Below are 21,738 nucleotides of genomic sequence, written 5' to 3'. Positions count from 1 at the left end.
GACTGCGAGACAACAACCATGAATATGCAGACCAATCCCGCCGTACATGCCAGCACCCCGGTGGTCACCGACTTGCGCGTGGTCCCCGTGGCCGGCCATGACAGCATGCTGCTCAACCTCAGTGGCGCCCATGGTCCGTTCTTCACCCGCAACGTGGTGGTGCTGCGCGACAGCGCCGGCAATACCGGCCTGGGCGAAGTGCCCGGCGGCGAGAAGATTCGCCAGACCCTGGAGGACGCCCGCAGCCTGGTGGTCGGCCAGCCGATCGGCCATTACCAGCGTGTGCTCAATGCCATGCGCCAGACCTTCGCCAACCGCGACTCGGCGGGCCGCGGCCTGCAGACCTTCGACCTGCGCATCACCGTGCATGCGGTGACGGCCATCGAGTCGGCGTTGCTCGACCTGCTCGGCCAGCACCTGAATGTGCCGATGGCAGCATTGCTGGGCGAGGGCCAGCAACGCGATGCGGTGAAGATGCTCGGCTATCTGTTCTACATCGGCGACCGTCAGCAGACCGACCTGGCCTACCGCAACGAAGCCGACAGCGATGACGACTGGTTCCGCCTGCGCCGCGAAAAGGCCCTGACCCCGGAAGCAGTGGTGCGGCTGGCCGAGGCCGCCAAGGCGCGCTATGGCTTCAGCGACTTCAAGCTCAAGGGCGGCGTGCTGCGTGGTGAAGAAGAGATGGAGGCCGTGACAGCGCTGGCCGAACGCTTCCCCGAAGCGCGCATCACGCTCGACCCCAATGGCGCGTGGTCGCTGAAGGAGGCCATCGCCCTGTGCCGCGACAAGCACAATGTGCTTGCCTACGCCGAAGACCCCTGCGGCGCCGAGAACGGTTACTCGGGCCGCGAGGTGATGGCCGAGTTCCGCCGCGCCACCGGGCTGCCCACCGCGACCAACATGATCGCTACCGACTGGCGACAGATGGGCCATGCCATTCAGTTACAGTCGGTGGACATTCCGCTGGCCGACCCGCACTTCTGGACCTTGCAGGGTTCGGTGCGGGTGGCGCAGATGTGTAACGACTGGGGCCTGACGTGGGGGTCGCACTCGAACAACCACTTCGACATTTCGCTGGCGATGTTCACCCAGGTGGCGGCTGCTGCGCCGGGGGATATCACTGCGATCGATACGCACTGGATCTGGCAGGATGGCCAGCGGCTGACGCGTGATCCGCTGCGCATTGTCGATGGGCATGTGCGGGTACCGGCGCGGCCGGGCCTGGGCGTGGAACTGGACGAAGACCAGCTGGCCAAGGCCCATGAGTGCTACCGCAACATGGGGCTGGGCGCGCGCGATGACAGCGTGGCAATGCAGTTCCTGATCTCGGGTTGGAGCTTCGATAACAAACGACCTTGCCTGGTACGGTAAGGCGGCTGGCCGCTCCCACCGGGATTGCGCTAGCTTCTAGAAATTGAGCAAGCCAGTTGTTTCCCCAGGTACTGCATCAGCCTCAAGCCTGCGGGGGCACCTGTGGGCTTGCCCCGCGAAGCATCCAACACAGTGCATGGCACCGGCTCCGCCGGTGTTCGCGGCTAAAGCCACTCCCACAGGGATTGCACCTGGCTTCAGGCTGGTGTGGGGCCTGTGGGGGGGCCAGGCCCTCAAGCGGCTTCAAAAAAGGCCCGCGCCATTGCAACGAAAGACCCCAGCACCGGGTTGGGGTTGTCCCGGCAGAACGCCAGGAAGATTTCTGCCTGTTGCTCCATCCCCTCCAACGGCCGGAATACCACCTGCTCCAGGCGCAGTGCCTGGGCAGAGGCCGGCACCACGGCACAGCCCAGTCCCACATTGACCAGGCCCAGAATCGAATGAGTCTGACCCAACTGGTGCAGGTAGCGCGGCTGCACTTCGTGCCGCGCAAACAGGTTGGCAATACGGTCATGGAAATACCGCCCTTCGTTGGCGCTGTACATCACGAACGGCTGCTGGTCGAAGTCGCTGGGTGTCAGCCGTTCGTGGTTCGCCAGCGCGTGCCCGGCGGGCAGGGCGGCGACGAAGGGCTCGCGGTGGATTGGCAAGTACTCCACCCGCGCGCTGGGCAGTACCTGGCGCACCAGCCCGACATCGATCAGCCCTGCTTCCAGGTCATGCACCTGAGTGCTGGAGACGCGCTCGCTGAGCACCAGCTCGATGTCCGGCAGCGTCTGCCCGGCGTGCACCAGCAAACGGGGGACCATGCTGTACGCCCCAACGGCGGTGAAACCCAGGGTCAGGCGGCCTGCTTCGCCGTGGGCGATGCGCCGCGCGGAGTGGCTGGCTGATTCGGCAATCTGCAAAATGCGCCGGGCATCCTCGAGGAAGCTCGCGCCCGCCAGGGTGAGCCGCGCCTGACGGTTGTTGCGCTCGAGCAGCAGCACACCCAAGGCATGCTCCAGCAGCTGGATCTGGCGGCTAAGGGGTGGCTGGGTCATGTGCAGGCGGGTAGCAGCGCGACCGAAATGCAGCTCTTCGGCCACGGCCACGAAGCAACGCAGCTGGTGCAATTCCACGATTCAAATCCTGAATTATTCAATCCAGCATCTATATTAGACCTGTATCAAATGCAGGCCTAGCATCGACTCATGTCTTCTCAATGCCGGAAGCCCGCGATGACTCACACCCCCATTGAAGTGCTGCTGACCCAGCCCGTACCCGAGGCGATCGATGCCCAACTGGTCAGCGCCTACCACGTGCATCGGTTGTACCAGCAGCACAACCCGCAACAGCTGCTGGACGAAGCCGCACCGCGCATCCGCGGCGTGGTCACCGGCGGTGCCAAAGGCCTGTCTACCGCGCTTATGGACCAGTTGCCTGCCCTTGAGATCATCGCCATCAGTGGCATCGGTACCGATGCGGTGGATCTGCGCCATGCGGCCAGCCGCGGCATCCATGTCACCACCACCCCGGGGGTGTTGACGGCCGACGTTGCCGACCTGGCCATGGGGTTGATCATCAGCAGCCTGCGTCGCCTGGGCGAGGGGGAGCGGCTGGTGCGCGATGGCTTGTGGGGCAAGGTCGACCTGCCGCTGGCGCGCAGGGTCAGTGGCTGCGCGCTGGGCATCGTCGGCCTTGGCCAGGTGGGCAAGGCCATCGCTCGCCGTGCCGCCGCCTTCGACATGAGCATCGCCTACAACGGCCGGCGCGAGCAGCCAGAAACGGGCTATCGCTATGAGCCGGATCTGGTTGAGTTGGCGCGCTCGGTGGATGTCCTGGTCGTGGCCGCTTCTGCTGACGGCGGGCAAGTGCTGGTGACGGCCGAGGTGCTGGAGGCGCTGGGGCCACAGGGTTACCTGGTCAATGTGGCACGTGGCAAGTTGGTCGATGAAGACGCGCTGGTGGAAGCGTTGCGCGAGCAGCGTATCGCCGGGGCAGGGCTGGATGTATTTGTCGATGAACCACGGGTGCCGCCGGCATTGCTGGACCTGAACCAGGTCAGCCTGCAACCGCACCGGGGCAGCGCGACGCTGCAGACCCGACTGGAGATGGGGCGCATGGTGCTGGACAACCTTCAGGCCTGTTTCCGAGGTGAAGTGCCACCGAATCGGGTGATCGACAGTTAGCCCCCTTTCGCGGGTACAGGTACTACAAGGCCCTTGCGGCCACCCCTTCTGCGTACAAGAACAATCGCTTCCATCGAGAAGCAAGAGGGTCCACATGAACAGCAAATCCGCCGTTGCCGCACCGCAGGCCGTGGCCGGGATCGGTCGCCATCGCTTCCTGGTGCTGGCGCTGATCTTCGTCATTACCGTCATCAACTACGCCGACCGCGCCACCTTGTCGATCACCGGCACCGAGGTGCTCAAGGACCTGGGGCTCGATCCGGTCATGCTGGGCATGATCTTTTCTGCCTTCGCCTGGGCCTACGCCCTCGGCCAAGTGCCGGGGGGCTGGCTGCTCGATCGCTTCGGTGCCCGCCGCGTGTACGGTATCAGCCTGATCCTCTGGTCGCTGTTTACCTTGCTGCAAGGCACTGTGGGCTGGATGGGGCTGGCCGGCGTCTCGGCAGCGGTGGCACTGTTTTCAATGCGCTTCATGCTTGGGCTGGTGGAGTCGCCGGCCTTCCCGGCCAACTCGCGCATCGTCAGCTGTTGGTTCCCGACCCAGGAGCGTGGCACTGCATCGGCACTGTTCAATTCGGCGCAGTACATGGCGGTGGTGGTGTTCGCCCCCTTGATGGCATGGATGACCCATGCAATGAGCTGGGAGCAGGTGTTCATCTGGATGGGGCTTCTGGGCTTGCTGCTGAGCCTGTTCTGGTTCCGCTTGTACCATGAGCCCCACAGCGCACCTGGGTTGAGCCGTGAAGAGCTGGAATACATGCGCGAAGGTGGCGCCCTGGTCGACCTGGAAAAGGAACGCAAGGCTGCCAAGAGCAAGCCGACCCGGGCAGAGCTTGCGCAACTGTTCACCAGCCGCAACCTGTGGGCGGTGTACCTTGGCCAGTACTGCATCACTGCGCTGACTTACTTCTTCATCACCTGGTTCCCGATCTACCTGATCAAGGGCCGTGGCATGACCATCATGGAGGCCGGCTGGGTGGCCGCACTGCCGGCAATCTGTGGTTTCACTGGCGGTATTCTGGGTGGCTTCGTATCCGACTGGCTGATCCGCCGTGGCGTGCACCCGTCCAGGGCGCGCAAGACCCCGTTCATCATCGGCATGGGGCTGTCCACCAGCCTGGTGCTGGCCAACTATGTGGATGGCAACGCGGCGGTCATAGCCCTGATGACCCTGGCGTTCTTCGGCAAGGGCCTGGCTGCGGTGGGCTGGGCGGTGCTGTCGGACGTGGCGCCGAAGAAGATGGTCGGCCTGTGCGGTGGCGTGTTCAATGGCATCGGCAACATTGCCGGCATCGTCACCCCGTTGGTCATTGGTTACGTGGTTGCCAGCACCGGCTCGTTTCACAACGCACTCTGGTTCGTGGCCGCCCATGGCGTGCTGGGGATCCTCGCTTACCTGTTGCTGGCCAGGCGCTTCGAGCGTACCGGGCAGGCGTAGGCAGACGCCTTGGCAACAGAGGCCCCGGGAAACCGGGGCTTTTTTGTTGGCGGCTTGCAGAAGCGGGTTCATCGAGCGTCGGCGTGCGGCGAAGATATCGGCACCGGCAACACATCCAAATGAAAAACAAAAGCACCAAATGGCCCGGTGGCGCGATCGGGCATGCCATTCGCGACATCTGGCGCTATTGGAAATGCCCTGTCGTGATCGAACAGTTCCGGGGCGTTCTCGTGTAATTAGCCACAGCCCTGCGGGGCTTAAATGAACCCCGAACCGCACTGACACCTTGCTCTGTGACGCGTGCCAAATATCAACAACAGCGCGCGAACAACGTGTCGACTTATTGATTTCAAAGGAGATATTTTCGCCTACGCCTGCCCGTCCTTCCTTGTGTCAGCAAAAAGAGAACAACATCAATGAACACCGTGGGATCTGATGGCAACCTTGCACAAGGTTTCAAGCCACGTCATGTAACGATGCTGTCCATCGCCGGCATCATCGGCGCCGGACTTTTCGTCGGCTCTGGCCATGCCATCGCGGCAGCCGGGCCAGCAACCATAATTTCCTATTTCGTGGCCGGGACCTTGGTGGTACTGGTCATGCGCATGCTCGGCGAAATGGCCGTGGCGCACCCCGACACCGGATCGTTTTCCACCTATGCCGACCAGGCCATTGGCCGCTGGGCCGGCTATACCATCGGCTGGTTGTACTGGTGGTTCTGGGTACTGGTGATTCCTATCGAAGCATTGGCCGCCGGGCATGTGCTGAACGCCTGGTTCCCGCAGGTGGACAGCTGGATCTTCGCCCTGGCTTCGGTGTTGCTGCTGGCCGGTACCAACCTGTTCAGCGTGGCCAAGTACGGCGAGTTCGAGTTCTGGTTCGCCATCCTCAAGGTCACCGCCATCCTGGGTTTCATCGGCCTGGGCTTCGCCGCGCTGATGGGCTGGCTGCCCAACCGCGAGGTCAGTGGGCTGAGCGGGCTGATGGCCGAATACGGCGGCTTTGCACCGAAGGGCTGGTCGGCGGTGGTCGGCGCGTTCATCACTGTGATGTTCAGCTTCATCGGTACAGAGGCAGTGACCATTGCCGCGTCCGAGTCCAGCGACCCGTCGCGCAACATCGCCAAGGCCACCCGCTCGGTGATCTGGCGTATCAGCACCTTCTACATCCTGTCGATCTTCGTGATCATTTCGGTGGTGCCGTGGAACGACCCGCAGCTGGCGGTGGTGGGTTCGTACCAGCGTGCGCTGGAAATCATGAACATCCCCAACGCCGCGTTCATGGTCGACCTGGTGGTGCTGGTAGCCGTTACCAGCTGCATGAACTCGTCCATCTACATCGCTTCGCGGATGATGTTTTCGCTGGCCAAGCGCGGTGACGCCCCGGCCTTCCTCAACAAGACCTCCAAGGTCGGTGTACCGCGTGCTGCAGTGTTCGGTAGCACCCTGATCGGTGCGGCCATCGCGGTCCTCAACTACTTCGCGCCGAAGGGCGTGTTCGAGTTCCTGCTGGCCAGCTCCGGCGCCATCGCCCTGTTGGTGTACATGGTTATCGCCATCTCGCAGCTGCGCATGCGCCGCCGACTGGAGCGCGAGAACACCGAACTGAAGTTCCGCATGTGGCTGTTCCCATACCTGACCTGGGCGGTGATCATTTTCATTGCCGGGGCGCTGGCGGTGATGATGTACACGCCTGAGCATCGGGCGGAAGTGAGCTCGACATTGGGCCTGGCGATCGTGATTTCCTTCCTGGGGATCGTGACGTCGAGGGGCCATGCGCAACCGGTGGCAGCGCGATCGATGGGGTGATTCAGTTCACCGGGCTGTAAGGCTAAGGGCACCCGAGGATGGGTGCCCTTTGTTTTTTGGGTTTGAGAGAGCGTTTGGATAAACAGGTGCTCGCAGATAACCGCCCCGGTAGCGCAATTCATTGAAAATAAATGAGGTGTTTTCTCATTCTCGTTCGGCATGTAGAGAAGGCCGGATTACAGGCCAGCCCGCCGACCCCCGACACGGAGCGAGAGAATGAGTTTTACCCCGGTTCCACAGCGCCACCCCTTGAGTCGTGCCCTGCATGCTGCACTGTTAGGGCTGGCAGTCAGCACCTACGCACTGCCGTCGCTTGCACAGCCTTTGAGCGCTGATCACAACGCCCCGCTCAAGCAATGGAGCATTCCCGCGGGCCCGCTGGCGCCGGCACTGGACCGCTTTGCACGCGAGGCGGGCATCAGCCTTTCGTTCGATGCGCAGAACGTGGCCAACCGCAATACCAACGGGGTGCAGGGCGCGCTGGATACACAGTCGGCACTGTCGTCGCTGCTGCGCGGAACCGAGTTGCAGATTGAGCCGCAGGGCCCGAATGCGTATCTGGTAATACCGCAACCAAAGCCTGCCGGCCCGCTGGAACTGGGTGCGACCGAGGACTACCGCCTGGCGCCTGTCATCATCAATGCCAAGGTCAAGGCCAGCGCCGACGATGACGCCAACTCGGTGGTTGCCAAGGAGCTGTGGGTTGGCGGCAAGGTAGCGACCAGCATCCTCAACACGCCCGCGTCCGTGTCGGTGGTGACCAACAAGGAAATGCAGCAGCGCAGCGTCAGCACCACCGAAGAGGCGCTGCAGTACACCCCCGGCGTGGTCAGCGACTACTACGGTTCGGACGACCGCAACGACTACTTCCTGATCCGCGGCTTCCAGGCCACCACCTACCGAGACGGCCTGACCCTCAGCTCGATGCGTGGTGTGCGCGAAGACCCTTACGCCTACGAGCGTATCGAAATTCTGCGGGGTGCCAACTCCACCCTGTTCGGCCCGGCAGACCCGGGTGGCTCGGTCAACTTCGTGACCAAGCAACCGCGTTTCGAGAAGTTTGGCCAAGGCTACGTGACCTACGGCTCCTATGACCATGCCGAAACCGGGATCGATGTAGGCGATGCACTGAACGACGAACAAACCCTGGCCGGCCGCTTCACGGCCAAGATGCAGAACAGCGACCGCGAGTACGACCACTCCCAGGACGATAACCGCTTCGTCATGGGCGGCCTGACCTGGGCGCCGACCGACTTCACCTCGGCCACGGTGGTGCTGGATTACCTGAAGACCAACAGCTCGCCGAACAGCGGTGGCTACCCGCTGGACAAGGAGTACGACCGCAGCGACTTCTACGGCGAGCCCGGCTACAACTTCCACGATGTCGAGCGCACCAGCCTGAGCGGCAACATTACCCACGACTTCGACAACGGCTTCACCCTGCGCAGCAACCTGCGCTACAGCGAGCTGACCGATGACTTTGGCTACGCCTACCTGAGCGACAACGCCTCGCGTGTTGGCACCACCATTCCACGCTACGTCTTCGGCACCGACAGCGATGCCGATCAGCTCAATGGCAACTTGATGCTGCAGTACGATGCCCAGTTCGAGCACATCGACAGCAGCACGCTGGTGGGCGTCGAGTACCTCGACTCGACGACCAAACAGAGCTCGGTCTACGGCCTGGCGCCCTCCATCGACATCGCCAACCCGGTATTCACCGGCGTGCCTGGCGGCATCACGCCCTATACCCGCAAGAAGAATGACGCCACCACCAAGGCGGTTTTCCTGCAGCAGAACCTGTCGTTCTTTGACCGCGTCATCGCGACCGCAGGCGTGCGTAATGACTCGATGGACCTGTCGAGCAAGGAATACATCGGTGGCGAGCAGACGGAAAAGGACAACTTCTCCGAAACCTCCTACCGCGCGGCACTGACCTATATCGTCAACGATGAAGTGTCGACCTACGTGAGCATGGTGGAGTCCGTCTCGCCCCCGCAAGTGGGCGTTACCCCGCAGACCGGCAAGCAATACGAAGTGGGCATCAAGTATTCGCCCATGGGCATGGACGCACTCTTCTCCGCCGCTGTTTACGACCTGACCCAGGAGAACGTCACCATTGCCGTGGTGTTGCCAAGCGGCATTATCGAGCAGCAGACGGTGGGCGAGTCACGCGTGCGTGGCCTTGACCTGGAAGCCAAGGCGCAAGTCACGCAAGACATCAGCGTGATTGGTGCTTACTCCTACATGGAGTCCGAGGTGCTGCGCGGGTCGCTGTATGACGGCTCTTCCTTGAAGGGCAATGAGTTCACCACGGCGCCCAAACACACCGCATCGTTGTGGAGCTACTACGACATACCTGGCACTGACGTGAGCGTCGGCCTGGGCGCGCGGTATGTGGGGGCGTACTACATGGATGCTGCCAATACCAAGAAGAGCGATGGGACCACGTTGTTTGATGCGGCGCTGAACTACAAGATCGCCAAAGGGACCGACCTGGCGCTGAATGTGAGCAACCTGTTTGACGAACAGCATGTGGTGGGGTCGGGGACGGCGAATTACTACAACCCGGGGCGTGAGGTGACGGCGAAGGTGAGTTACAGCTGGTAAGGTGGCCAGGGGATGGCACGGGTTGCGCCCCTGTTCGTGGGTAAACCCGTGCCTACAGGTGCGCAAGATCCTGAAGCTTGCAATGAACCCCCGTATCTTCAAAGAGGCTCATTTGTGAGTCGGTGTTTTTAGACCTTCAAATCGGCCCCGCTAAAACCGTTGCGCTGATAAAAGCGCTCCAGCTCACGGGCTTCCGGCTCCCTGCCGGTGAATATCTTCAGGTACTCGGGAATGTAGCGCATGCGCTGGGCCAGGGGCTCCCGGGTTTTCATGCTGATGTAACCGATTTGCGTCAGGTAGATGGAACGGGCGCGGGTAATCGCAGCATCGTGTTCAAAGCCGAAACGGTCGAACATCTGCCGCAATGCCTCGACGCGTTGCGCGTCTGCCTGGCCGATTTCCTGCGCCACTTCCGGCGACTGCAGCGCCCAACTGCGCATGGCGAACTCGAATTGCGAGTCGAACAATTCGCTATTCAGCCAGCAGTCGAAGACGTTGAGAATCGCCTCGGTGATGGACTCGGCATAGGCCTGGGATTTGGTCACCAGGTTGAAGGTGTTCTTATTTTTCCATTGCTCGATCAAGGCCACGAGCAAGGCATCGCGGTCTTCGAAAAACCAGTAGAAGCTGGTGCGCGACAAATTCAGTTTTTTGGCCAGCGGCATCACGCGCACGGCATCCACACCTGACTCGGTCAGGCTTTCATAGGCCGCATTGAGCCAGCCTTCCAGTGAACCTCGGCCTGCTGCTTCCGCCTTTGAGGTGGTTCCTTTCATGGGCATTTCTTCCCTTTTCAATGTGCGCTTTGTGGCAACTGTACACCATCGTCAAGAGTATTGACACCTGTGTACACAGGGGCATATTGTCGGCGTGCCTGATGACCTGTTTGCGAGACCGATATGAAAAACGATCCGCTACTTCAGCCTTATCGCCTCAAGCATTTGACCCTGCGCAACCGCATCATCACCACGTCCCACGAACCGGCCTACCCGGAAGACGGGATGCCGAAAAAGCTCTACCGGGCCTACCACGTTGAACGTGCCAAAGCCGGCGTAGCCATGACCATGACCGCAGGCTCCGCCGCGATCTCCCGTGACAGCCCACCTGTGTTCAACAACATTCTGGCCTACAAGGACGAAGTGGTCGGCTGGATGAAAGACCTGACCGACGAGTGCCACGAACATGGTGCAGCGGTGATGATCCAGCTCACTCACCTGGGCCGGCGTACCCGCTGGGACAAAGGCGACTGGCTACCGGTGGTGTCGCCCTCCCACAATCAGGAACCCGCACACCGCGCCTTCCCCAAGCAGCTTGAACAGTGGGACATCGACCGCATCATTCGCGACTATGCCGATGCCGCCGAACGCATGAAGGCCGCCGGCCTGGATGGCATCGAACTGCAAGCCTACGGCCACTTGATGGACCAGTTCTGGTCGCCACTGACCAACGAACTGGAAGGGCCGTACGGCGGCTCGCTGCAAAACCGCCTGCGCTTCACCTTCGATGTGCTCACGGCCATTCGCAAACGCGTGGGCCCGGAGTTTATTGTCGGCATTCGCTACACCGGGGACGAAGTGCTCGCCGGTGGCCTGCAAAAAGAGGAGGGCTTGCAGATCTCTCAACTGTTGAAAGACAGTGGCATGATCGACTTCCTCAATGTGATTCGCGGCAACATCGCCACCGACGCCGGGCTGACCGACATCATCCCGATCCAGGGTATGCGCAATGCTCCGCACCTGGACTTTGCCGGCGAAATCAAGACGCTGACCGGCTTCCCGACCTTCCATGCAGCAAAAATTCCCGACGTGGCCACGGCGCGTCATGCCATTGCCTCGGGGTTGGTGGACATGGTCGGCATGACCCGCGCGCACATGACCGACCCGCACATCGTGCGCAAGATCATCGAAGGCCGTGAAGACGATATCCGCCCTTGCGTAGGCGCCAACTATTGCCTGGACCGCATTTACAACGCAGGCGCGGCCTACTGCATCCACAACGCCGCGACCGGGCGTGAAACCACCATGCCTCATGAAATACCCAAGGCTGTGCAGAAGCGCAAAGTGGTGATTATCGGCGCCGGCCCTGGCGGCCTGGAGGCGGCACGTGTGGCAGGCGAGCGCGGCCACGAGGTGGTGGTGTACGAGCTGGCGGACAAACCCGGCGGGCAGATTCGCCTGACCGCACAGTCCGAGCGGCGCAAGGAAATGATCAGCATCATCGACTGGCGCATGGCGCAATGCGAGCGCCTTGGCGTGAGGTTCCACTTCAATACTTGGGCAGACACCGCGATTGTGCTCGATGAAAACGCCGACGTGGTGATCGTGGCGACCGGGGGCATGCCGCACACCGAAGTGCTGGAGCACGGCAATCAGTTTCTGGTTTCAAGCTGGGACATCATTTCCGGCGACGTGAAGCCTGGGCGCAATGTGCTGGTGTACGACGATGCGGGCGACCACGCCGGCCTGCAAGCCGCCGAATTCATCGCCCGCAGTGGCGCCAAGACTGAAATCATGACCCCCGACCGCTCGTTCGCGCCAGAAGTCATGGGCATGAACCTGGTGCCCTACATGCGCGCGTTACAGCACCTGGACACCACCTTTACCGTCACCTACCGGCTCAAGGCCGTAGAGAAACAAGGCGACCAATTGCTGGCCACGATCGGCACCGATTACAGCGACCTGACCAAAACGCGCCTGGTGGATCAGGTGGTGGTCAACCACGGCACCCGGCCGCTGGACGAGCTGTATTTCGACCTCAAACCCCTGGCCAGCAACGAAGGTGCCTTGGAGTACATGGACCTGATTGTCGGCAAGCCGCAAACCGTTGTCAGCAACCCCGAAGGGCGCTTTCAGCTGTTCCGCATTGGTGATGCAGTGGCGTCGCGCAATACCCATGCGGCCATCTACGATGCCCTGCGGCTGGTCAAGGACCTCTAGCTGCCGCATCTCGCCCACAACAATAAAGACAGCCGTCACCAGATTTAGAAACCTTTTAGTTACTGCCCCGAAAGTTGGTCTGACTCAGCGGAGGTTGTTGCATGCAAACGGGTTCTGATTCCATTGAGCTGCTCACGGCGTTAACCGAACGCGACCTGCGCTTTCGCAGCGATGCCAAGGTCACTGAACATGCCATCGCGCCGGTCGACACGGCGTTACTCGATGCGTATGCCGCCATCGATCGCAAAGCCTTGCGCCATTACCGCCTGGAGCGCATTCGCGAGCAACTGCGCGCCCAGGATTACGCCGGCATTCTGTTGGCCGATCCGATCAATATTCGCTATGCCACCGACACCAATAACCTTGGTTTGTGGGTGATGCACTCGCCCAGCCGCTATGTGTTCGTCGCCACCGACGGCCCGGTGGTGCTGTTCGAGTTCACCAGCAGCCGGCACAACAGCGAGCACGTTGAAACCATCGATGAAATTCGCCCGGCGATTCCCTGGCTGTACTTCCTCGCCGGCCCCCGCGTGCAGGAAAAAGCCGAGCGCTGGGCACAGGAGGTGGCGGACCTGATGGCCCGTCACGGTGGCGGCAATCGCCGCTTGGCGGTCGACCGCTGCGACCCTTGGGGCGCGCAGCGCCTGACACACCAGGGCATTGAGCTGTTCGATGCGCAGCCATTGATGGAGCAGGCACGCTTGATCAAATCGGCTGAAGAAGTGGCCAGCCACCGGGTGTCCATGGGCGTGTGTGACCTGGCCATTGCCCGGATGCGCACAAGCCTGGTGCCGGGGGTTACTGAAAACCAGCTGTGGAGCATCATGCACGGCACCAACGTCGCGCATGGCGGAGAATGGGCCGAAAGCCGCCTGCTCAGCTCCGGTCCGCGCACCAATCCGTGGTTTCAGGACGCCACCGACAAGGTCATCAAGGCCGGTGAAATGGTCTGTTTCGACACCGACATGGTCGGGCCCGGCGGTTACCTTTCAGACATCTCGCGCAGCTTCATCTGCCCCGGCAAGGCACCGACCATGGCCCAAGGCGACTTGCTGGACATCGCCTCACAGCAGATCAACCACAACGTCGAACTGCTACGCCCGGGCCTGTCCTTTCGCGAGTTCGCCGAGCGCTGCTGGCCGGTGCCCCAGCGCTTCGAGCACAACCGCTACATGATGATGCTGCACGGTGTCGGGCTGGTGGACGAGTACCCCAGCGTCGCCTACGCCGTGGATTTCGCCGAGTGGGGGTACGACGGCCTGTTCGAGGAAAACATGGTGGTGTCGGTGGAAAGTTACATCGGTGAACAAGGCGGTGGGGAAGGGGTGAAGCTCGAAGAGCAGGTGCTGATCAGCGCCAACGGGCCGATCAAACTCTCGCGCACACCCTTGGTCGACGGCGATCGATAGCTGGAGCAAAACCATGAGCAGCATGACTGTGATCGAAACCGCACCCACCTTGGCGCCGCGCCCGGTGGCCAGCGCCGAACCGTTCTTGCGCCTGGAAGGCATTCATAAACAGTTTGGCCCTTACCCCGTTTTGCACGACGTGTGTTTTGAAATGAACAAGGGCGAGGTGGTGGCCATTATCGGCCCCAGTGGGTCGGGCAAAAGTACCTTGCTGCGCTGTATCAACCAACTGGAGCCACCGACCAAGGGGCGGGTCAGCATGGATGGCGTGCACATCGAAGCTGGCAAGGCATTGCCCCGTACAGAGCTGCTGAAGTTGCGCCGGCGCATTGGCATGGTGTTCCAGTCGTTCAACCTGTTCCCGCACCTGACGGTGCTGCGCAACGTCAGCCTGGCGCAAATCCGCACCTTGGGCCGCAGCGCCAAAGAAGCCGACGCACGCTCCTTGCAACTGCTTGAACGCGTTGGGCTGGCTGACAAGGCCCAGCATTATCCGGCCCGCTGCTCTGGTGGTCAGCAGCAACGGATCGCTATTGCCCGCGCCCTGGCACTGGACCCTGAGCTGATGCTGTTCGATGAGCCGACCTCGGCGCTGGACCCCGAGTTGGGCCTGGAAGTGCTGGCGGTGATGAAAGAGCTGGCCGGCGAAGGCATGTCGATGATTGTCGTTACTCACGAGATGCACTTCGCCGAAACCGTGTCCGACCGGGTGGTGGTCATGGCTGACGGGCGCATCATCGAACACGGGCCGAGCCAGCGAGTGATGCGCGAGCCCGAGCATGAACGGGTGATTCAGTTCCTTCAGGCAGTGAGGAATCGCTGATGAAAGACATCCTGATGATGCTGTTGAACGGCATACCCTGGACCATTGCCGTTACCGTGCTCGCATTCTGCGTCGGCGTAGTGCTGGGGTTTCCCATCTGTGCCCTGCGCATGTCCAGGTTCAAGGTGCTGAGCATTCTGGCTGCCATGCTGGTGCTGACCCTGCGCTCAATCCCCCCGATTGTCTGGCTGTTTTTCATCTTCTTCGGCATCGGTGGCGGCTATATCAGCCTGTCGCCGTTTACCGCAGCGGTGGTTGGCCTGGGGCTGATCACGGCGGCGCATATGTCCGAGGTTTACCGCGGTGCATTCGCGGCGATTCCCGCCGGCCAGTTCGAAGCCGCCTATGTGCTTAACCTGTCGGCGCCGCAACGGTTTTTCGACGTGGTGTTGCCGCAGTTGGTGCGTATCGCCATTCCCACCTCAGCCACCTACGCCATTGGCCTGCTCAAGGATTCGGCCGTGGCCTCGACGATTGGCGTTGGTGAAATCAGCTTTCAGGCTTACCAGGTTTCACAGCAAACCTTTCAGGGCCTGAGCGTCTACAGCGCGGCGGCGGTGGTGTACCTGGTGCTCAGCGTACCAGTGGCCTTGTTCTCTCGTTGGCTGTCGGCCACGTTGAAACAGAGGATTGCCCGATGAGCGAACTGCTGACGATGTGGGGGCAATGGTTGCCGGAGTTGTGGAAGGGCTTTGTGCTGTCGATGCAGGTCACGGCCGTGAGCCTGGGCCTGGGCGTTGTGCTGGGGCTGTTGCTGGCACTGGGCGTTTCGTCGCCGAGCCGCTGGTTGCGTTACCCCTCGCTGGTGGTGGTGGAACTGGGGCGTGGCGCACCGGCGTTGATCCTGCTGCAGTATTTCTACTTTGGCCTGCCCAGCGTCAACCTCACCCTGACCTCGTTCTGGGCTGCTGCGCTGGCCATGGCTTACTGCACGGCGGCCTACACCAGTGAAATCATTCGCGGTGGCATCGAGTCGGTGGCCGCAGGGCAAACCGAGGCCGCCGAAGTGATCGGCCTCAACCGGTTCGACGCGCTGCGCTTTGTGATCCTGCCTCAGGCCTTGCGGGTAGCGCTGCCATCGCTGCTGGGGTTCTCGATCATGATGTTCCAGGCCTCGTCGCTGTGTTTCACCATCGCCCTGCCAGAAATTGTCAGCCGGGCGTCCTCCATTGGCTCTTCCACGTTCGAGTACATGCCGGTGCTGATACTGGCCGGTTTGATGTATGCCGCTGTCTGCGCCCCGGCGACCCTGGGCGTGGCAGCGCTGGAAAAAAGACTGGCCCCCAGCCAGCCATAACAACAAATCCACTCGCGCCGATTTCGGCTGCTGCTCTCTTATTGCAAAGGTGACGTCATGACTCGCTCATTCAAGCGTTTTACCCGTTGGATGTTCTTGTGCTCGACCTTGGCCGGCGCCCCTTACGCCCTGGCCGAATGCACCCCCGCGAACCAGTTTGAAACCATCACCCCGGGTGTGCTGACCGTGGCGGCGTATGTGTTCCCGCCTTACTCGATACCCGGGCCGAACAACCAGTTGAGCGGCGTGGACGGCGAGATCATCAAGCGCATCGCCGAGCGCGAATGCCTGAAAGTCAAAACCATGGTGGTGGACACGGCAGCCGTCGTCCAGGCAGTGGTGGCAAAGCGCGCCGATGTCGGCATCGGTGATTGGTATCGCACGGCAGAGCGCAGCAAGGCGTTGGGCTTGTCGGCACCGTTGTACCTGGACGTGATGGGCATCATTTCGGATGAGGGTTACACGAAGATTTCCGAACTGGATGGCAAGCGTATCGGCACCGTGCAGGGCTACCTGTGGGTGGACGATTTGAAGAAAGCCTTTGGCGATAACCTGGTGCTCTACCCAAACCCCGTGGCCATGGCCCAGGACCTGGCGTCCAGGCGCATCCAGGTTGGCGCGGACAGCTTCGCGGTGGCCGTGTCTTCGCAGCAGAAGGGCGGCTACCCCGGCAAGAGCATCAAGGTGTCCGAGCCCGATCAACGGGTCAAGGCCACGCTTGAGCCCGGGCAGAGCGCCTTCCCGTACACCAAGGCCAACGCCGCCCTAGGCGAGGCGCTGGGCAAGAACATCCAGGCCTTGCATGCCTCGGGCGAAATCGCAGAAATCCTCGCCTCGTTTGGCCTGGACCGCGAGGCTGCAAAAGTGGGTGAGCCGAGGATGATTCAGTAAAGATGACTAACTGAACGACCCAAATCCTGTGGGAGATTACCCAGCCCTCCGGGCTGCGCTGTCGCGCAGAGAACAAGGCCCGTGAGCGCGCCGCATACCCTGTGGGAGCGGGCGTGCCCGCGAAGAATCCAACGCGGTGGTTGGCACCGGCTGTGCCGGTGTTCGCAGGCAAGCCCGCCCCTGCAGGTTTTCAGCCTGCGGCACACCTACTATCCGGGAACACTGAAACCATGGACGACGAAAACCCCGAAAAGCGCCTGTCCCTGACCGATGCCACCACCTTCGCTCGACAGCTCTGCCTGGCCCACGGCGCCAGCCACGCCGTGGCCTCGGCGCTTGCCGCCGCCACGGTATCAGCTCAGGCCCATGGCCAACACGAACTCGGTTTCGGCCATTTGCCGGACTACCTAAGCGGCTTTGCCACCGGCCGAATCGCCACGGCGGCCGAGCCCATCGTGACCCAGGTCGCGCCGGCCATGATCCGCTGCGACGCCGCCCGAGGCATCGCGCAACTGGGGTTCGATCGCGCCTTCCCAGCGCTGTGCAGCAATGCGCACCAACTGGGTATCGCCCTGTTTGCGCAGTACAACGCGTTCACCTGCGGCGAGTTGGGCTATTACACCCGTCGCCTGGCGCGCGAGGGGTTGGTTGCGTTGGCGTTCACCAATGGCTCACCGCTGCTCACCGTGGCCGGCCAGAGCCGGCCGCTGTACTCCACCAACCCCATTGCATTTGCCGCCGCCAGTGACACGGGGCGGTTACTGGCGATTGACCAAGCTAGCAGCGCCACGGCCTACGTGAACCTGTTGCGGGCTGCTGAAGCGGGGGAGGCGATACCGGCAGGCTGGGCGGTTGATGCACAAGGCAATGAAACGCGCAGCGCGCGGGAGGCATTGCATGGGACGTTGCTGGCGTTTGGGGGCGGTCGTGGGGCTAATATTGCGTTGATGGTTGAGGTGCTTGCGGCGGGGGTGACGGGGGCCAATTGGTCGTTGGATGCAGGCGATTTTCGTGCTGGGAGCGAATCGCCTGGGGCTGGGATGCTGGTGGTTGGTATTGCTCCCAGGTTGCTGGATGAGTGCTTTGCTGCACGGTTGGATGAGCAGATGGCTCGGCTTGAAGCCTTGGGGGTTTACTTGCCGGGGAAGGGGAAAGAGGAAGCTTATGATTGTGCGGTTCGTGAGGGGATCAGCTTGCCGGTAGCGGCGTACGATGCGTTTAGGGGGCAGGTGGGGTAGTTATACACGTTTCTAATAGCGGCCGTGCCAGAAAACGCTAGGCGCAGCGGTTACGTTTGAAGAGTCTTTGATGCCTAGCAGGTCGGCGTGTTCGGACTTGAGGTGCCGGGGTAATCTGAAATAAGTCTGTAAAAATTTGTTTTTATTCACTAATAATTGATCAGTCCAATTGCTTGGAATGCCACTTGGAATGCTGCGTAATCTGGCTTCCCATGGACGATGCTTTGTGAGATCAGCCTCCTTCAGGATTCGAGATCGAAGTGTAGTGGACGGCTTTTGATAACCACTTTCATCCCTAATTTAGATTACCTAGGAGCGACACTCAGTTGCGCTCAGGTATTGGGGCATTGAGCACGGCTCAGCCGAGCGGTTTGTCAAAGTAATCGCTGTCGAGCCTGGGCACCTTGTAAAGCTGCGAGCTGACGCCCACCTCGTGGTGGAGCATCAGGTTGACCAGGCGTTTACCGTCTACCAGCACCAACCCCTCGACCGAGCGCGCGAAGTCAAAGGCCTGGACGGTGAAGCCGGAAGTGGTGATGAATACACCGCGTTTGGCTTTCTGCCCGGCCAGGGCGCCATAAAATGCCTGCAGGTCGGGGCGGCCGACTGTGCTCTGCCAGCGCTTGGCCTGCACGTAGACCTTTTCCAGCCCCAATGCGTCAAGTGAGATCATGCCGTCAATGCCACCGTCGCCACTGCCGCCGACTTGCTGCCGCGCCTGACGGCTCGCGCCGTAGCCCAAGCTGTGCAGCACGTCGAGTACGATGTGCTCCAACTGGTCGTAGGTCGGGACTGACATAGCTCTTTCCATCACTGATAAAGGCTTAGCCCAACGTAGCAGATCGGCGACTGCGCTTTGCCCTGGGCGCGGCGGCGCGTTGTGCCTTGATGCGATCCAGCAGCACGCTGGCCGGTTCGTCAGTCGGGTCCTGGGGCACCAGTTCGCCTCGGAAAGCCTTGGCTAGGATACTTTGGCTCAGTCGGTCAATACGCGCTTGGGCAGCTTTGACACGGATTTCTAGCTGATCCGCGAAGGTGAAGAGTTTATCGACGCGGCGGATTATTTCGCCTTGCTCCTCAACTTCGGGTACTGGGAATACGAAATCCCGACACTGCGAAAGCGATATATTGATCTGCCCCGCTGAACCCTTCGTTTCGTTAATGATGCGGCGGAGGTTCTCGCCACCGAGAAGAACAATCGAAATCCATCCTGAGACAATATTCTTGCTTGGACGAAATAGCGTAATAGCCTGATTTATATTCCACTCGGGATGGTTCGAGGGAATGGTTGCGACTTTCCCTAGCGGCGGACCTACTATATTCATCACGACATCGCCTGGTAGCGTTATCGATTTGGATGATGAATGGTGGTGAACACTTTTTGAGATGTATTGAGGGCGATACTCAAAATCAATCTGTTGATTGACGATGTTATACACCTTAAGAAACGGAATTCCCGACTCTAAAAATCCCTCTTTGGGGGTTCCTCCGCTTTGCACCTTTTCGCACACGTCTGCCGCACGCTGGTAACTCCAGTTCACTTCTGCACCATGCCGCCACTCCTCCGTCAGCTGTCCAGACACGGCAGCGGTAAGTACGGACTGTCGAAAGTGCTTGAGTAGCGCGGGAATTCCGTCGATGCGGGCTTTGAGGGTATCGATCTGGGCCAGTAGTTCATCGAGCTTGGCGGAGATGCGGGTTTGTTCGGCCAGAGGCGGTAGAGGGAGCGGAAAGGTTTCAAGTTTTTCTGAGTCGATACTCTGTACGGTCGTTCCATCCTTGGCGCATGCCGACAGAATGTCTGTGCCAAAGCTTCTGAGCATATAAAAAAAGAATTTTGGTACAACACCTTCGGTAGGCCGAAAAACCTTGATGTCCTGATTGACCGTTAACTGGACAGCTGCCAAGGCTACCGGAAACGTGTGCTGAAGAATTCCGCTGCGTGTGACCATTAATACCGAATTGGCTGGATAAAGCGTCATGCCTGCCTGGTTTATGGCGAGCTGTGAAATCCTGTCTTCGGTGTCATTAAGGACGCTCTTCTTCATGTCCTTGGGTGATACCCAAGGCACATCGCGGCTCAACCAGAAATTGGGGTTGGCCTTCGATGGGGTCTTACCACCTGATATCCCGCCAACATCCGCAATAGAAAAACTCGTCCAGCCAGTGGGCATTACAGTATTCATTCCTCCGTCCCCACTTCCAACCCCATCACCTCCGCCATCAACTGCTTCTGCGCCGCCACCTCATCCCCCGCCCCCAGCGCCTTCATCAGCTCTTCCAACTCATGCAGCGCCTCGGTCAGTTCAGCCATGGCCTCACCTGCCAGCACTTCCGGAGCGGGCAGGTCGGCGGCATCCAGGCTGCTGTCGTCCTTTAGCCAACTGATATCTAGCGAGTCACTACGCTCGTTGCGGATGTAATCACGGGTAAAACAGCGGAAGCGGCTGGCGTCACCAATACCCTCGACGTTCTCCGCGCGCGGGCTTCCACCGTTGTGATCCTCACCATAGGCGTCTTCGAAGGGTTTGAGGTGCGTAGCCCCGAAGGGCGTGCGCTTGCCGAAGCTGGGCATATTACTGCGCAGGTCATAGATCCACACGCGCTTGGTGCAACCTTCCTCCTGGCGCGGATTTTCCACTGTGCCCTTCTGAAAGAACAGCACGTTGGTCTTCACTCCCTGTGCGTAGAAGATGCCAGTAGGCAGACGCAGGATGGTGTGCAGATTGCACTTGTCCATCAGGTCGCGGCGCACGTCAGTGCCGACCCCGGCCTCGAACAGCACATTGTCCGGCAGCACCACAGCGGCGCGGCCGCCCGGCTTGAGGCCACGGTAGATGTGTTGGAGAAAGGCCAACTGCTTGTTACTGGTGCGGTACGTGAGGTCATCACGAGTCGGGCCACCGCCACCCTTGGCAGTGCCGAACGGAGGGTTGGAGAGGATGACGTCGACTTTGGGTAAATTGGCCCCGGTCTGACCTAGGGCATTGCCCAGGTGCACCACGCCTTCTTCGTCGCCTTCCATGCCATGTAGCAGTGTGTTCATTAGCGCCAGACGGCGAGTGCCGGGCACCAGTTCTACGCCAACAAAGGCGCGATTGCGCTGGAATGTCTGGGCTTTGGCATCGAGGTCGTAGTAATCGTCGGTTTGACTTTTGATATAGGCGTCAGCAGCGATCAAAAAGCCCGCAGTACCGGCGGCCGGGTCTTGTATGGTCTCGCCCGGCTGCGGCTTGATGCAGCGGATGATGCTGTCGATCAGCGGGCGCGGGGTGAAGTACTGGCCGGCGCCAGATTTGGTTTCGCTGGCGTTCTTTTCCAGCAGGCCTTCATAAAGATCGCCGAGGCCGTCTTGGCGGGCGCTGAACCAGTCGATGCCGTCGAGGCTCTTGATCAACTGCTCGAGGTGGCGCGGTTCCTTGAGGCGAGTCTGAGCGTCGGCGTAGATGGCAGCAATCAGCGGGTCCGGGTTTTTGCCAAGGTCCAGCAGCATCTGGCGGTAGTAATCAAGCAAGTTAACGCCGGACTTGCCAGCCAGGTATGGCCAGCGCGCGCCTTCGGGCAGCTTGTGGCCAAAGCTGTCGTTGTTCTGCACCTGTTCGTATTCCATCTTGATGAACAGCAGCAGCACGAGCTCGGTGACATAGTCGCTGTAGTTGATGCCATCGTCGCGCAGGACGTCGCAGAGGTTCCAGAGTTTCTGGACGATATCGGAGTTTGTCATGGGTACCTGTGGCGAAGTT

16 protein-coding genes and 1 pseudogene are annotated in these 21,738 nt (G+C 60.8%); 12 read left to right on the top strand and 5 right to left on the bottom strand.

Going from position 1 to position 21,738, the window contains the following annotated elements; genetic code table 11:
- Positions 1–18: 18 nt before the first annotated feature.
- Positions 19–1,374, top strand: coding sequence for a glucarate dehydratase (gene gudD / locus ACF8Q6_RS23405; RefSeq protein ID WP_392493015.1), 1,356 nt, complete (start codon positions 19–21; stop codon positions 1,372–1,374).
- Positions 1,375–1,607: 233 nt separating this feature from the next.
- On the opposite strand, the gene ACF8Q6_RS23400 is transcribed toward gudD, so the two are convergent.
- Entirely contained in the window at positions 1,608–2,495 is an 888-nt protein-coding gene (locus ACF8Q6_RS23400; protein WP_014754542.1) for a LysR substrate-binding domain-containing protein, read from the bottom strand.
- A 99-nt stretch (positions 2,496–2,594) separates the two neighbouring features.
- On the opposite strand from ACF8Q6_RS23400, the gene ACF8Q6_RS23395 reads away from it, so the two are divergent.
- From ACF8Q6_RS23395 to ACF8Q6_RS23380, 4 genes are all read left to right on the top strand, one after another.
- Entirely contained in the window at positions 2,595–3,545 is a 951-nt protein-coding gene (locus tag ACF8Q6_RS23395) for a 2-hydroxyacid dehydrogenase (RefSeq protein ID WP_161775303.1), read from the top strand.
- A 94-nt stretch (positions 3,546–3,639) separates the two neighbouring features.
- Positions 3,640–4,983, top strand: a complete 1,344-nt coding sequence (locus tag ACF8Q6_RS23390; protein ID WP_014754540.1) for an MFS transporter — start codon at positions 3,640–3,642, stop codon at positions 4,981–4,983.
- A 416-nt stretch (positions 4,984–5,399) separates the two neighbouring features.
- Positions 5,400–6,791 carry an amino acid permease gene (locus ACF8Q6_RS23385; RefSeq protein WP_003249863.1) on the top strand — a complete coding sequence of 464 codons (1,392 nt, stop codon included), beginning with the start codon at positions 5,400–5,402 and terminating at the stop codon, positions 6,789–6,791.
- A 216-nt stretch (positions 6,792–7,007) separates the two neighbouring features.
- The gene (locus ACF8Q6_RS23380) at positions 7,008–9,401 is read left to right on the top strand and encodes a TonB-dependent siderophore receptor (protein WP_392493016.1); all 2,394 of its coding nucleotides are present in this window, start codon (positions 7,008–7,010) and stop codon (positions 9,399–9,401) included.
- Positions 9,402–9,529: 128 nt separating this feature from the next.
- Here ACF8Q6_RS23380 and ACF8Q6_RS23375 read toward each other — a convergent pair whose 3' ends face one another.
- Positions 9,530–10,177 carry a TetR/AcrR family transcriptional regulator gene (locus tag ACF8Q6_RS23375; RefSeq protein WP_129932622.1) on the bottom strand — a complete coding sequence of 216 codons (648 nt, stop codon included), beginning with the start codon at positions 10,175–10,177 and terminating at the stop codon, positions 9,530–9,532.
- Positions 10,178–10,300: 123 nt separating this feature from the next.
- On the opposite strand from ACF8Q6_RS23375, the gene ACF8Q6_RS23370 reads away from it, so the two are divergent.
- The 7 genes from ACF8Q6_RS23370 (at position 10,301) to ACF8Q6_RS23340 (ending at position 17,995) form a co-directional block, all read left to right on the top strand.
- Positions 10,301–12,337 (top strand): NADH:flavin oxidoreductase, encoded by a 2,037-nt coding sequence (locus ACF8Q6_RS23370; RefSeq protein WP_004576153.1) that lies wholly within the window; start codon positions 10,301–10,303, stop codon positions 12,335–12,337.
- Positions 12,338–12,438: 101 nt separating this feature from the next.
- Complete coding sequence (locus ACF8Q6_RS23365; RefSeq protein ID WP_392493018.1) at positions 12,439–13,746, top strand: M24 family metallopeptidase; 1,308 nt, start codon at positions 12,439–12,441, stop codon at positions 13,744–13,746.
- Between the two features lie 13 nt (positions 13,747–13,759).
- Entirely contained in the window at positions 13,760–14,569 is an 810-nt protein-coding gene (locus ACF8Q6_RS23360) for an amino acid ABC transporter ATP-binding protein (protein ID WP_004576155.1), read from the top strand.
- The gene (locus ACF8Q6_RS23355) at positions 14,569–15,210 is read left to right on the top strand and encodes an amino acid ABC transporter permease (protein ID WP_004576156.1); all 642 of its coding nucleotides are present in this window, start codon (positions 14,569–14,571) and stop codon (positions 15,208–15,210) included. The genes ACF8Q6_RS23360 and ACF8Q6_RS23355 overlap by 1 nt, the downstream gene beginning before the upstream one ends.
- Entirely contained in the window at positions 15,207–15,866 is a 660-nt protein-coding gene (locus ACF8Q6_RS23350) for an amino acid ABC transporter permease (RefSeq protein ID WP_144180677.1), read from the top strand. Before ACF8Q6_RS23355 ends, ACF8Q6_RS23350 begins: the two co-directional genes overlap by 4 nt.
- A 57-nt stretch (positions 15,867–15,923) precedes the next feature.
- Positions 15,924–16,757 (top strand): ABC transporter substrate-binding protein, encoded by an 834-nt coding sequence (locus ACF8Q6_RS23345; protein WP_004576158.1) that lies wholly within the window; start codon positions 15,924–15,926, stop codon positions 16,755–16,757.
- 230 nt (positions 16,758–16,987) lie between these two features.
- Positions 16,988–17,995, top strand: coding sequence for an Ldh family oxidoreductase (locus ACF8Q6_RS23340; protein ID WP_392493020.1), 1,008 nt, complete (start codon positions 16,988–16,990; stop codon positions 17,993–17,995).
- Between the two features lie 358 nt (positions 17,996–18,353).
- On the opposite strand, the pseudogene ACF8Q6_RS23335 reads toward ACF8Q6_RS23340, so the two are convergent.
- From ACF8Q6_RS23335 to ACF8Q6_RS23325, 3 genes and pseudogenes are all read right to left on the bottom strand, one after another.
- A pseudogene (locus ACF8Q6_RS23335) lies at positions 18,354–18,767 on the bottom strand (restriction endonuclease); the annotation flags it as partial.
- Between the two features lie 52 nt (positions 18,768–18,819).
- Positions 18,820–20,181, bottom strand: a complete 1,362-nt coding sequence (locus ACF8Q6_RS23330) for a restriction endonuclease subunit S (RefSeq protein ID WP_392493021.1) — start codon at positions 20,179–20,181, stop codon at positions 18,820–18,822.
- Positions 20,178–21,719 (bottom strand): N-6 DNA methylase, encoded by a 1,542-nt coding sequence (locus ACF8Q6_RS23325; protein WP_392493022.1) that lies wholly within the window; start codon positions 21,717–21,719, stop codon positions 20,178–20,180. Before ACF8Q6_RS23325 ends, ACF8Q6_RS23330 begins: the two co-directional genes overlap by 4 nt.
- Between the last annotated feature and the right edge of the window lie 19 nt (positions 21,720–21,738).

The organism is Pseudomonas sp. GLN_2, from assembly GCF_043106005.1.
GTDB lineage: Bacteria > Pseudomonadota > Gammaproteobacteria > Pseudomonadales > Pseudomonadaceae > Aquipseudomonas > Aquipseudomonas alloputida.
The sequence above is the reverse complement of the archived record's forward strand: the minus strand, read 5'-3'. Positions and strand labels throughout refer to the sequence as shown.

Bases quoted from the DNA above. Each gene is read 5' to 3' on its own strand.
- gudD (WP_392493015.1), top strand. From the start codon at position 19: ATGAATATGCAGACCAATCCCGCCGTACATGCCAGCACCCCGGTGGTC.
- ACF8Q6_RS23395 (WP_161775303.1), top strand. From the start codon at position 2,595: ATGACTCACACCCCCATTGAAGTGCTGCTGACCCAGCCCGTACCCGAG.
- ACF8Q6_RS23390 (WP_014754540.1), top strand. From the start codon at position 3,640: ATGAACAGCAAATCCGCCGTTGCCGCACCGCAGGCCGTGGCCGGGATC.
- ACF8Q6_RS23385 (WP_003249863.1), top strand. From the start codon at position 5,400: ATGAACACCGTGGGATCTGATGGCAACCTTGCACAAGGTTTCAAGCCA.
- ACF8Q6_RS23380 (WP_392493016.1), top strand. From the start codon at position 7,008: ATGAGTTTTACCCCGGTTCCACAGCGCCACCCCTTGAGTCGTGCCCTG.
- ACF8Q6_RS23375 (WP_129932622.1), bottom strand. From the start codon at position 10,177: ATGAAAGGAACCACCTCAAAGGCGGAAGCAGCAGGCCGAGGTTCACTG.
- ACF8Q6_RS23370 (WP_004576153.1), top strand. From the start codon at position 10,301: ATGAAAAACGATCCGCTACTTCAGCCTTATCGCCTCAAGCATTTGACC.
- ACF8Q6_RS23365 (WP_392493018.1), top strand. From the start codon at position 12,439: ATGCAAACGGGTTCTGATTCCATTGAGCTGCTCACGGCGTTAACCGAA.
- ACF8Q6_RS23360 (WP_004576155.1), top strand. From the start codon at position 13,760: ATGAGCAGCATGACTGTGATCGAAACCGCACCCACCTTGGCGCCGCGC.
- ACF8Q6_RS23355 (WP_004576156.1), top strand. From the start codon at position 14,569: ATGAAAGACATCCTGATGATGCTGTTGAACGGCATACCCTGGACCATT.
- ACF8Q6_RS23350 (WP_144180677.1), top strand. From the start codon at position 15,207: ATGAGCGAACTGCTGACGATGTGGGGGCAATGGTTGCCGGAGTTGTGG.
- ACF8Q6_RS23345 (WP_004576158.1), top strand. From the start codon at position 15,924: ATGACTCGCTCATTCAAGCGTTTTACCCGTTGGATGTTCTTGTGCTCG.
- ACF8Q6_RS23340 (WP_392493020.1), top strand. From the start codon at position 16,988: ATGGACGACGAAAACCCCGAAAAGCGCCTGTCCCTGACCGATGCCACC.
- ACF8Q6_RS23330 (WP_392493021.1), bottom strand. From the start codon at position 20,181: ATGAATACTGTAATGCCCACTGGCTGGACGAGTTTTTCTATTGCGGAT.
- ACF8Q6_RS23325 (WP_392493022.1), bottom strand. From the start codon at position 21,719: ATGACAAACTCCGATATCGTCCAGAAACTCTGGAACCTCTGCGACGTC.